The 10,618-nt window shown below is 69.3% G+C and carries 9 protein-coding genes, 1 tRNA gene and 2 pseudogenes; 8 read left to right on the forward strand and 4 right to left on the reverse strand.

Annotation, left to right across the window (positions count from 1 at the left end; genetic code table 11):
• The 5 genes and pseudogenes from C1I97_RS22625 to C1I97_RS22645 form a co-directional block, all read left to right on the forward strand.
• Window positions 1–327, forward strand: a pseudogene (locus C1I97_RS22625) (hypothetical protein); the annotation flags it as partial.
• 404 nt (window positions 328–731) lie between these two features.
• Window positions 732–1,661: a YwqG family protein gene (locus C1I97_RS22630; protein WP_258382692.1), complete on the forward strand. Its 930-nt coding sequence runs from the start codon at window positions 732–734 to the stop codon at window positions 1,659–1,661.
• Window positions 1,662–1,821: 160 nt separating this feature from the next.
• Window positions 1,822–2,364, forward strand: a complete 543-nt coding sequence (locus C1I97_RS22635) for a DUF4262 domain-containing protein (protein ID WP_146608266.1) — start codon at window positions 1,822–1,824, stop codon at window positions 2,362–2,364.
• Window positions 2,365–2,925: 561 nt separating this feature from the next.
• Window positions 2,926–3,747: a LamG domain-containing protein gene (locus tag C1I97_RS22640; protein WP_181446862.1), complete on the forward strand. Its 822-nt coding sequence runs from the start codon at window positions 2,926–2,928 to the stop codon at window positions 3,745–3,747.
• Window positions 3,748–4,470: 723 nt separating this feature from the next.
• Window positions 4,471–4,611, forward strand: a pseudogene (locus C1I97_RS22645) (IS1380 family transposase); the annotation flags it as partial.
• A gap of 546 nt (window positions 4,612–5,157) precedes the next feature.
• On the opposite strand, the gene C1I97_RS22650 reads toward C1I97_RS22645, so the two are convergent.
• Window positions 5,158–5,604 carry a hypothetical protein gene (locus C1I97_RS22650; protein WP_111005035.1) on the reverse strand — a complete coding sequence of 149 codons (447 nt, stop codon included), beginning with the start codon at window positions 5,602–5,604 and terminating at the stop codon, window positions 5,158–5,160.
• Complete coding sequence (locus tag C1I97_RS22655; RefSeq protein ID WP_111005036.1) at window positions 5,601–5,867, reverse strand: hypothetical protein; 267 nt, start codon at window positions 5,865–5,867, stop codon at window positions 5,601–5,603. Before C1I97_RS22655 ends, C1I97_RS22650 begins: the two co-directional genes overlap by 4 nt.
• Window positions 5,868–6,241: 374 nt before the next feature.
• On the opposite strand from C1I97_RS22655, the gene C1I97_RS22660 reads away from it, so the two are divergent.
• Together C1I97_RS22660 and C1I97_RS22665 are read left to right on the forward strand one after the other, a co-directional pair.
• Window positions 6,242–6,529: a hypothetical protein gene (locus tag C1I97_RS22660; RefSeq protein ID WP_111005037.1), complete on the forward strand. Its 288-nt coding sequence runs from the start codon at window positions 6,242–6,244 to the stop codon at window positions 6,527–6,529.
• An 84-nt stretch (window positions 6,530–6,613) separates the two neighbouring features.
• Window positions 6,614–6,937 (forward strand): helix-turn-helix domain-containing protein, encoded by a 324-nt coding sequence (locus C1I97_RS22665; protein WP_181446863.1) that lies wholly within the window; start codon window positions 6,614–6,616, stop codon window positions 6,935–6,937.
• A gap of 50 nt (window positions 6,938–6,987) precedes the next feature.
• Here the strand turns inward: C1I97_RS22665 and C1I97_RS22670 are convergent.
• Window positions 6,988–7,063: transfer RNA gene (locus C1I97_RS22670), tRNA-Arg, on the reverse strand.
• Between the two features lie 416 nt (window positions 7,064–7,479).
• Between C1I97_RS22670 and C1I97_RS22675 the strand changes: the two genes are divergently transcribed.
• Window positions 7,480–10,104: an ADP-ribosylglycohydrolase family protein gene (locus tag C1I97_RS22675; protein WP_258382693.1), complete on the forward strand. Its 2,625-nt coding sequence runs from the start codon at window positions 7,480–7,482 to the stop codon at window positions 10,102–10,104.
• A 29-nt stretch (window positions 10,105–10,133) separates the two neighbouring features.
• On the opposite strand, the gene C1I97_RS22680 is transcribed toward C1I97_RS22675, so the two are convergent.
• A partial coding sequence (locus C1I97_RS22680) for an IclR family transcriptional regulator domain-containing protein (protein ID WP_309147821.1) occupies window positions 10,134–10,618 on the reverse strand: 485 nt, incomplete at its 5' end.

Consider the following 10,618-nt stretch of genomic DNA (forward strand, 5'->3'; position numbering starts at 1 on the left):
AGATGTGTATCAGCGACAGAGTTCGAAGAGGGCCGGATCCAAATCAACGAGCGGACGTACTCCGCCCGCCCGGGCGCCTGCATCACCGTGATGAGCGGCCTGGGCTCCAACAACTTCAACATCCTCAACGACAGCAAGAGGACCGTCGAGGTCTTCCGCGGGGCGACCTGCGACAACGGCGCTCCCCTCGCCACGGTCGGCCCCGGCAGCGCCAGCGGCGTGACGCCGGGACACACCAAGGGCGTGCACGTCAAGAACGGAGTGGTGGCCAGCTTCCGGGTGACCGGACACCACAAGGGCGGCTTCCACGACGGGGACGACTACTGAGCCGACTGCACGAAGCGCATGATGTAGGACCCCGGCCCGCCGTAATCGGGCCGGGGTCCTAGTATCGGCCCCCCGCCCCGCTGGGCACCCCGCTCGTGGTGCCCACACCTGACCACTGCCCGAACAGCCCATGCGCCTGCCAGGCCACATTGAAGCCAGGCCGGGAGGCCCTGCGAGCCCGCCCGGGCTGCAGTCCTCCTGCTCCACCGGCCCACCGTCAAGTGAGCTGCCCCCAAATTCGTGGAGTTGATCTGCCCCGGCTTGCACGGAGTCGAGCTGCTGGAGTTCAGGCGATCGAGGGGCTCGCCGTTGTCAGCCGTGGATGTCAGGGTCCGTCGGCGGCAAGGGGCGCGTCTCGGGTCCAAAGGTGGCCGAGACCGAGCGGAGGTTGAGAAGATCCTGGCATGCAGTTCGACGACCCTGCCGACTTGAGCCGCGTATGCACGGAACGGCTCGGTGAGAAGGCCGGTCGGCAGTTTGCTGCCATGGCCCGCCGCGGCTTTCGGCTGGTCCGCTCCACGGGAAGTATCCAGGCCACCGGTCAATGCCGGCTTGGTGGTCCTGCCCTCCTCGAACCGGAGGCCCTCTGGCCCGAACAGAGCGGGGTCCCGCTGTCCCTGCACGCCGTACTGGACACCGATGCCCTCGCTCCATGGCTGGGCGATGAAATGCCCCTACGGCCCGGCCTGCTCAACTTCTTCTACCTCGATCCGGACCTGCCGTACGAGGAGTACCGCAAACTGGACATGTTCGTCTCCGAGGTATGTCGCGTCATTCCCGCCGACCCGGCACGGGCAGTCGAGACGACGGCACCCGAACCAGCGAGAAGCTACCCGGCGGTGCCCGTCCACGCGGCTGAGGTGACCATGCTCCCGGACTGCTGGGACGTCGAGGACGAGGACGTGGAGTTCGACAGGGACCAGCACTGGGGAGCGGCATCGCTCATTCTCGGCGAGATGCGAGATCTCGACGGGAACACCGCCGGCAGTCACTGCGCCTTCGGTTGGCCGGACACCTCGTACACGCTCAAGGTGTCGTCCCGCGACGCCGACGGCCCCACCGTCCATCTGCTCCAGCTTGCCGAGGACACCGAACTCGGATGGGGCTGGGGGACGCGGGAACGTTGTACTTCACTATCCCGGTCAAGGCACTCGCGACCGGCGACTTCCGCAAGGCAGTGGCACAGGCCCTCTGCTGTTGACCCGCGCGGCGGAAGATCGTTACCGAAGGCCGCATCGCCGTCGTCCCAGTGCCTCGTGTCCCCCTGGTTCCCCGCACGCTCTGGTACGGGGGCGGCTCTCCGGTCTGTGCGGTCTGACTCGCCGGTCTATTGATCACCGGTCCTGCTGACCAGCGGGCCTGAAGAAGCCCACGGCTCTGATGGGGCTCATCGGGCCGTGGGCTTCTGTCGTTGTCGGTCGACGTCGGGCTCCCTCGGACGGCCCGGGGACGGCCCGGCGGCAGCCGTGACTGCAGGCGTCGTAACCTCCTCGGGTGGACGACTCCTCCTGCTTCTGCCTCCTGTGCGCGCCTCCTCCGGATGGCCCGGCCTGGGAGGAACGCGATGGCCGCATAGCCGCAAGCGTGTCCGAGTTCGGCTGGCACGTCATGGGGGTCGGTGCCGGGGGCGATGCGCCGGCGGACTGGGCCTACTCGATCGGTCTGTGGCACACCCTGCGCAGCCCTGAGGTCTGCATCTTCGGCCTGCGGGTCGAAACGATGATGCCCATCCTCAACGTCGCAGGCGAAGAGATCCGTAACGGTCACCCGCTGCAAGCCGACCAGGTGCGTGACGACATCCTGAACGGCTACCCGGTGACCGTCCGGCCGGTCCACCCGAGTTGGTACCGGGACTTCTTCGGCGCCGGGATCGACTACTACCAGGCCCCTCCGCTTCCCGTGATGCAGCTGTTCTGGCCGGACAAGGAAGGCCGCTTCCCCTGGGACGACCAGGCCGAGGAATACTGCCGCGCGAGCCAACCTCTCCTGTGGATCCCGAAGGAGGAAACCAGCGGACCGTGGGCCGACCTCGACTGAGGTCGACGCTCGGCCCCGGCCGGGGCCCCTGGTGGCGCACGCTCTTCCTGCGATTGCGGCGACTCATTGAGCCCCGCTTCAGGAGAGAGAGGCTGGGAGATCGTGCCGGTGACCTGGAGATTCGCTACCTGGTGAGGCGGCTGCGAACTCGTCTGCGAGACCCCCTCGTTGACCGTGGCTGACCACTGAACCTGGCGCGGTTGCGGCACGAACCTCAGCCGACGACAGTCAGCCACGGCGGCGGGTGCGCCGGCCGGCCAGGCACGCATGTGCCTCGCTGCGCTCCCCCAGACATCAGCCACGCTGCCGCTCCTGTCGTCGACGAAGCCAGACGCTACGGCCGGCCCGTCCGGGGAAGTAGCAGGTGTGCCGCGCCTTTGGAGCTCTCAGCCTGGGAAGTTGCGGTCACTTGTGGCTGATTCGGGCGCTGGCTTGGGCGAACGGCCGAGCCATGGCGACGTGGGCCGATATGCGATCTGGACGGCCGAAACTCCTTGCGCTCAAAGGAGCGAGGCTGAAAGATCGCTTCAGCATTTTGACCGGGTTATTCAAAGGGGGGTCATGTACGACAGATACCGTGCCGCGTTTGTGGCGCTGGGCGCCGCCGCGCTCTCACTCACACTCGGTGCGCTCCCCGGCGCCGCCTACGCAGTCGGCAAGGAGCACGGCGCCCGTGCTGGAGAGACATCGCTGAGCCGGGAGGGCTACTGGCCGTTGGAGGCGGCGCCCGGGGGGATTGCTCCTAATGTGGAGCCCGAGGGCCTGCCGCTGACTTTGAACGGCGATGCCTGGATCTACCACAACGAGGACCTCTTCGGAGATGCCGCACTGGTCGGTCAGGGCGATCTCAGGCTCGACGGCGACGGTGACTGGGCGGCAACATCTGCGGCACCGGTCGGCGGGGACGGGAGCTTCACTCTCGCCGTTCGTGCCCGCTTGGCCGCAGCCGACGACAGGACGCAGACCGTCCTGTCGCTTCCGGGCCGCAACGCCGACCGCCTCGCGATCCGCTACCAGGCGGCAAGCGGCCAGTGGGAAGTCGTCGTGTCCACCAAGGACAAGGCGACCGCTCCGCAAGTGGTCATCACTGAGGAGCAAGCTTTGCCCGATGCCAATCCCTACGGCGTAGGCGACCACTTGGCCGTAGTCTTCGACGCCTCTGCTCGTAAGCTTCGCTTTTACGTGAACGGTCAGCTGTCCCACACGTCTACTGCTGTGGACACGACATCGTGGACAGCCTCGGGCGGTCTTCAGGTGGGCCGCTCGGCGATCCGCGGTGAGTACTTCGCGGGCACTGTGGACGAGGTGCGCGCCTACTCCGGCGTCGCAAGTCCAACGATGATCACCCAGATGGCCGCCCTGACGGGACTTCCCGACCTCTGAGCACCGGGCAGGCCGGCCACGCTCGTAGAGTCGTGAAGCCTGCCCAGCGCTCCCAAGTCCCTGCACGCGGGGCATCCGCGTGCAGGGGCTTGGGCATGCCTGCTGCTTCTTGCCCTGGGCCTTGCCGGGGATCTTAGTGACCTGCGTTTTCGCTGCTCAGAGCGGTGTTCATGAGCGGCCGAGTGGTCGTCATCGGTCATCGTCGGCCCCTGTTGAGCGGCCTCGGACGCCCGGAGACGGCCCGGCGCGGCCAGTGCCATGAGGGGAGCCAAGGGGTGGTAGCGATGTGATCTGCTCGTTCCACTCCGTCCCCACCGAGGACACGGACGGCCTCCCCGTACGCACGGTGCGAGGCTTCCGCCTCCCATGTGGCGTCGGTAGCTGAGGGGTGCCCAGGCTTTTGGCCCACATGACCAAGGTGGTCGAATCAGAGGGAAGCGAGAGGCTTCGCGTGAATCCCGGTCGACCACCAAAGGCAAAGTCGAACTCTGTCCCTCTTCGTAGTCCGCGCAACTCGACGCGAGGCAACTCCCGAGCATTGTTCGGGTTCCCAACCTGAACCCATGCCCGCATGGCAGCCTTCCGGAGGCGGCCCTTCTCAGCGCTCCTGGCAGGGCGCTCCTGGCAGGCGGAATCGGGACCTCGTACCTCTGTGCTGCATCGAACCTGAGCGGACGGACCCTGACGGCTCCTCCTGGCAGGCGCACATTGAACCGCTCCGGGATGCCGATGCTCGCCCTCGCCGGCGGCTCCCGGCTGTGGGAGCCCCGCCGCCTGCGACTGCGGCTGTTCTCCACCGCCGCCCAGCTCGTCACCACCGCCCGCGGCCGCGTTCTCCGGCTCGCCCGACACTGGCCGTGGACGGATGTGAACGAACCCCCGGAGCCGTGGAAAGCGGTGCCCACCCGATGCGACAAAGGCCCCGGGCTGCGAGCGCCGGCGCGTCTACCAGGGTGGCGTCCAAGTCGACGACCGTTTGAAAGTGGTTGCCCATGAGGGGTGACAGTAGAAGACGCCACCGACAGTCATCGAGGTCGGTAGGAGCGGCTTTGAACTTCTCCGGGGAGGGCGCCGAGCGGACGTAGCGGCACGCCTGTGGCGCGGAGCCCGGAACGGCGAAGGGCCGGCCTGGGAGGGAAATCCTCCTGAGCCGGCCCTTCTGCCTGTGCCCCCGGCAGGATTCGAACCTGCGACACCCGCTTTGGGAGTTTTCCCCGGGCGAGGCTGTGACCTGCGGAGATTCGGGCCGCGGTGTGTCTGAACAGGGAAAACGCTCCTCCGTGGTTCTCACTGGCTCGCGGTGCTTCCCGTCCCCATGTGTGCTGAACACGTGCAGTGGAGGCCGTCCGACGAAGACACGGGTTGCTCGGGGAAGCCGGCGAGCGGCCGCAGTGAGGTGCGGGCGTCCCGTCAGACCTTCTCGACTCGCACGGAGTGGCCTGCGAGGAGTTGGTTCATGTCGTCGGTGTCGGAGGTGAAGACGGTTGCCTGGGCCCCCTGTGCGGCTTCCCGCCCGGCCACAGCCGCCAGAACGGCGTCGAGGGCGTACTTGTGCCCGTGCAGGCCGGCTGCCTTCAGCATGTCGCGCGCCAGGGCGGTCACCTGGTCGTCCGTGTGCACGATGCGGATCCGGGACAGTGTCCAGTTCCACAGTGCCTGCCTCGACGCTTCGCGAGGGTCCCAGGCTTCCAGGGTCGTGAGCGCCGAGGTGATGATCGGGATGTCGAGCCGTGGGGCCGTCTTGATCAGCGCAGCCATCTCCCGATCGCCCTGGACCGCCTTGGAGAGGGCCTCGGAGTCGAACACGAAGACGCGCCGGCGCGGCCGGTGCAGCTTTGCTCGGGCGGTGCGGCTCACGCGGCCTCGTCCGAATGTGATCGCTGCTCGTCATGCCAGCCGTCGATGGCGGCGATGCGGTCCAGCGCTGCCTGCTGTTCCTCGTCCGTCACGGCGCCATGCTCTTCCTCGAGACGGTCGGCCAACTCGCGCAGTCGGTCCATGGCGTCCTGGTGAGCGGCGGCGGCCGCGATGTAGCCGGACACCCCGCGTGCGTCGACGCGCTCCTTGATCGATTCCACCAGCTCTTCCGGCACGGTGATGGTGATCTTCCGAGTTGCCATACTTCAAGTATGCCAGGTTCTTGGTGGCGTGGCTTGACTCCCCGAAGAAGCCGGCTCCGAAGAGCAGGGGTGCACGGGAGGTCGCCCTCCGCCCGGGCGAGGCCCCCGGCTTGGCCTGCCACGTTCCGATCGGGCGCAGACGCAGCACGACCCGCGACAGGTCGTGAGGCACGGCGTGGGCATCCACAGCGGCCGCGTACTCGCCCACGCCCTGGCCGTCGACCGCGACGGTACAGGAACGCCCGTCGATACTCGGCTGAAAACGGTTTGGCGTCGTCACCGGCGGAGTCTGCGCCCACGGTCGGACGACCGCCGAAGGGCTCTTCCTGGTCTGCACGGCCCCGTATGTCGGTGGCTTCGTCTACCTTCCCATCATGACGCTGAACGAAATCACTCGATCCGCGATCCTGCAGGCTGTTGCGGAGCACGACCGGCTCGGTCGGGATGCGTTCCTGGAGAGATACGGATTCGGACCGTCGCGTAGCTACCTGCTCGAGATCGATGGCAAGGAGTACGACTCAAAGGCCATCGTGGGGGCGGCGCACGGCTATCTGTCCGGACGGGATCCTCTGGGACGCGACGAGTTCTCCGGCGGCAAGGACCACGCTGCCAAGCTGTTGAGCGACCTCGGATTTGAAGTCGTGGTCCGTACGGCGGACTGATCCCTGACGGCACCCGACATCGAAGGTTGCCGAATCTGCGCACGGCCGGGCCGAGCACACCTACGATCGGCGCGAGGAGAGCTGATGAATCACAGCACGTGGAGGACGCGTCGAGCCCGGCAGCTCGCGGATGAGGCGGTGGAGTACGACCAGGAGTACGCCGACGCGCGGCTGGCCGGCGACCTCGGGCAGGCGGTCTACGACCGTCGGATCGAGCTCGGCCTGTCCCAGACCGAGCTGGCCGACCGGGCCGGAATGACGCAGCCTCAGGTGTCCCGGATGGAGGGCGGCGACACCGTGCCGACGCTTCCGCTGCTGCGACGCCTGGCCAAGGCCCTGGACGGCACTCTGAACCTGGCCATCGACGAGAGCGACTCCCGTGTCACCTTCACCCCGCACGCCGCCTGAAACCGAACCGCCAAAGGCCCCGGACCATGATCGGTCCGGGGCCTTTTGGCTGGTGCCCCCGGCAGGATTCGAACCTGCGACACCCGCTTTAGGAGAGCGGTGCTCTATCCCCTGAGCTACGAAGGCGTAGGGCTGGGACGTCTCAGACGTCCGCAGGGTGCACCGGCAAAGCGGTGCGCCGGGCACAGTCTAGCGGCACTGTCGGCTGCATACCCAGGGACCCGCCAGTCGCCGGTACCGCTGGAATCGGTCCGTGGGGTGACGCCGTTCACTATCGTCTTCTTGACGATAAGTAGGGGGCATGCCAAGCTGGCGCGACTTCGGCGTCGAAGATCTTTCTTCCGGCGTTCTGCTGTGCCGATGTGGTCCCCGTGTCCTCGATCGGGTCGATCGGGGGCGTCACCCGTCCCTCGCCACCCGTTCGGCACGCCTGCCGCGCGCCGTCCACCGTATGGAGGCTTCATGGCCGCGTACGCATACCGAACCCCCGCCTGGGCGCGCGAAGCACCGACCGGGCCGCCGGAGTGCTGCTCGGTGCTGCCGTGGGGGACGCGTTGGGCGTGCCCTACGAGTTCCAGGCGACGCTGCGTGAGGGCCAGCGGCCGCAGATGATCGGCGGCGGTCTGGGGCCGTACAAGCCCGGTGAGTACTCCGACGACACCCAGATGCAGGTGTGCGTCGCCGAGGTCGCGGCGACCGGAGCCGATCTGCGCGCCCCCGAGGCCCTCGACGCGGTCGCGGCCAACTTCCAGCGCTGGCTGGACGGGGGCGCCAGCGATGTCGGGAACCAGACCAGAGCCGTCCTGAACGCCGCCGGCCGGGCGTCCGGGGCGGCGGGTGCGGCCATGCTGGAGGCCGCCCGTGCCTACGCCGCCGGCCACTCCAAGAGCGCCGGTAACGGCTCGTTGATGCGTACCGGGATCGTCGCCCTCGCTCACCTCGGCGACGTGGCCGCGATGGCCGAGGCGGCCGTCGCGGTCGGCGCGCTCACCCATCCGGACCCCGACTGCGCCGATGCCTGTGTGCTGTGGTGCTCCGGCATCCGCACCGCGGTGCTGGAGGGAACCTTCGACGGCGTACGGGCCGGCCTGGACCTGCTCCCCGTGGAGCGCCGAGGCGTGTGGGCGCGGCGGCTGGACGAGGCGGAGGCCCACCCGCCGCACCACTTCGGCAACAACGGCTGGGTCGTCCACGCGTTCCAGGCCGCCTGGTCGGCCATCACCCGCACGCCCGTTCCCGAGTTGAGCCCCGCCGAGGGCAGCTTCCCCGCCCAGCACCTGCGTCTCGCCCTGGAGGCGGCGGTCCGGGCCGGAACGGACACCGACACCGTCGCGGCGATCGTCGGCGCCCTGCTCGGCGCGCGCTGGGGCTGCTCCGGTATCCCGCTGCAGTGGCAGCAGGCCGTGCACGGCTGGCCCGGTCTCACCGGGACCGACCTGGTCCGGCTGGCGGTGCGCACTGCCCGGGGTGGGCAGGACGATGGTGCCGGCTGGCCCTCGACGGCCCGCATGCCCGTCCCCGTCGGCTCGCCCCGCGGCTTCGCCATTCCCCACCCGCACGACTCCGGGATGGTGCTGGGCAACCTCGCCCTGTTCCAGGGCGGCGAGCCGGTCGACGTCGACGCGGTGGTGTCGCTGTGCCGCATGGGCACGACCCCGGTGCTGCCCGGCGCCGACGTCGAGCACGTGCGCGTCTGGCTGGTGGACAGAGACGGGGACAACGCCAACCTCCACTACGTCGTGGACCAGGCCGCACGTGAGGTGCTGCGGCTGCGCCGGGAGGGCAAGCGGGTCCTGCTCCACTGCGCCGCCGGCCAGAGCCGTACCCCCGCCGTCGCCGCCGTCTACAGCCACCTGGCCACGGGGATCGACGCCGAGATCGCGCTGTCCGATCTCCGTGAGGTGCTGCTGCACGGCTGGCACCTGTCGGAGCATGCCGAACTGCTCGACGCCGTGCACGCGTTGGCCACCCCGGTGGCCAGTGGCGGCACCTCTCCGGTGAACCGGCCGAGCCGACCGAGCCGGCCGGGAGAGGCCGACGTCGTACGGCGGGAGCGTGATGCGGAGCCGGAGCGGCGGACCGGGTTCCTGAAGGAGAAGTGGGCGGCCTCCCGGGTACGCGGACTGCTGCTCGGTCTGGCGGTGGGGGACACGCTGGGCAAGGCCCGGGGCAAGCTGCCGGCCGAGGGTTCGCTGTGGGCCGGGGTCAGCACTCAGCTGGCCTGCTTCACGGTCGAGGGGACTGTTCGCGCTCTCGTACGCGGTGACCACAAGGGCATCTGCCACCCCCCGTCGGTGGTGTGGCACGCCTACTGCCGGTGGGCCGCCCTTCAGGGCATGGAGGAGGAGCGGATGCGGCGCCGCTGGGCCTCGGGCACCGAAGGGGCGTGGCCCGACGGCTGGCTTGCCCAGGTGCCCGTGCTGGCACAGCGGCGAGGTTCGGCACCGGCGACTGTGGCCGCTCTGTCCAAGATCGAGCAGGGCACCGTGGAGAAGCCGACTACGACCAGCCGTGGCTGCCACGCGCTCACCCGTATCCTTCCTGTCGCCGTGGTCTTCGCTGGGAGAGGCCCGGGGCACGGGGCGGCGGAGGCTCGTGAGATCGCCGCCCTCACCCACGGCGACCCGGCCGCCCAGTCCGCCGCCGCCCACGCGACCGTGCTGCTCGCCCACTGCCTGACCAGCGGTGAGGAGCCACAGGTGCGGCGAGCTCTGGCGGACGGCATCCGTGCCCTTCCCGAGGCCGACCCCGACCTGGCCACCAGGGAACTCGAACAGCTCACCACGGCACTTGAGCAGGCCGACGAGCATCCCGCCGACAGCGAGCGCCTCGCCCGTCTCGCTCCGGACGCCACCGCTCCCTCGGCGCTGCTCGGCGGACTGTATGTCGCTGCGTCCTTCCCGGAGCGGGACCAGGTGGACGCCGCCCTGCGCTTCGCCGCCGGGGCGCCGGACGGCGACTCGGTGGCCTGCGTGACCGGGGCGCTGCTCGGGGCGGCGCACGGCGCGGAGGCGCTGCCCGTCGATCTGGTGAGCCGCCACGAGCTGGCCTGGGTGCTCGACACTCTGGCCCGCGACCTCGTCGCCCAGATCGTCGACCGTCCCAGCGGCGGCGAGTACCTCGGGGGCTGGGACCCGCACTGGTGGAGCCGCTACCCCGGCTGGTGACCCGCCGGTCACCACCCCGTGGCCAGGGGTCAGGAAAGAGGGACCCGGGTGAAGCGGGCCGCCACGTGGAGGTCCGCTTCGATCCGGGTGGCTGCCTGCCGGAGGTACGGCAGGAGTTCCTCGACGCACTCCTCGCGGGTGTGGGTGGCCGCGTGCATGGCGATGTTCGCCGCGGCGATCCTCCGGCCCGTGCGGTCTTGGACGGGGACTGCCAGCGAGCGCAGGCCCTGTTCCAGTTCCTCGTCCGTCAGGGCGTAGGGCCGGGGTGTCAGGAGTGCCCGGCCCAGGGCCGTCGCGTGGGCCGGGGCGCGGGTGCCGATCGTGATGTCGACGCTCATGATGCGGCTCGCCGCCGCTCGGGCCGTGTACTGGATCTCGTCGCCGGACGGGGTCAGGACCGCCAGTGACGTCGACTCCTGGACGCGGGACGCCAGGTCCTCCAGGTGCGGCTGGGCGATCCGGGAGAGCGAGGTGCGGGAGAGGGGTGGGAAGCCCAGGGACAGGACCCGCGGGG

It is taken from the genome of Streptomyces sp. NTH33 (assembly GCF_003236365.1).
GTDB lineage: Bacteria > Actinomycetota > Actinomycetes > Streptomycetales > Streptomycetaceae > Streptomyces.

Bases quoted from the DNA above. Each gene is read 5' to 3' on its own strand.
- C1I97_RS22630 (WP_258382692.1), top strand. From the start codon at position 732: ATGCAGTTCGACGACCCTGCCGACTTGAGCCGCGTATGCACGGAACGG.
- C1I97_RS22640 (WP_181446862.1), top strand. From the start codon at position 2,926: ATGTACGACAGATACCGTGCCGCGTTTGTGGCGCTGGGCGCCGCCGCG.
- C1I97_RS22655 (WP_111005036.1), bottom strand. From the start codon at position 5,867: ATGGCAACTCGGAAGATCACCATCACCGTGCCGGAAGAGCTGGTGGAA.
- C1I97_RS22660 (WP_111005037.1), top strand. From the start codon at position 6,242: ATGACGCTGAACGAAATCACTCGATCCGCGATCCTGCAGGCTGTTGCG.
- C1I97_RS22665 (WP_181446863.1), top strand. From the start codon at position 6,614: ATGAATCACAGCACGTGGAGGACGCGTCGAGCCCGGCAGCTCGCGGAT.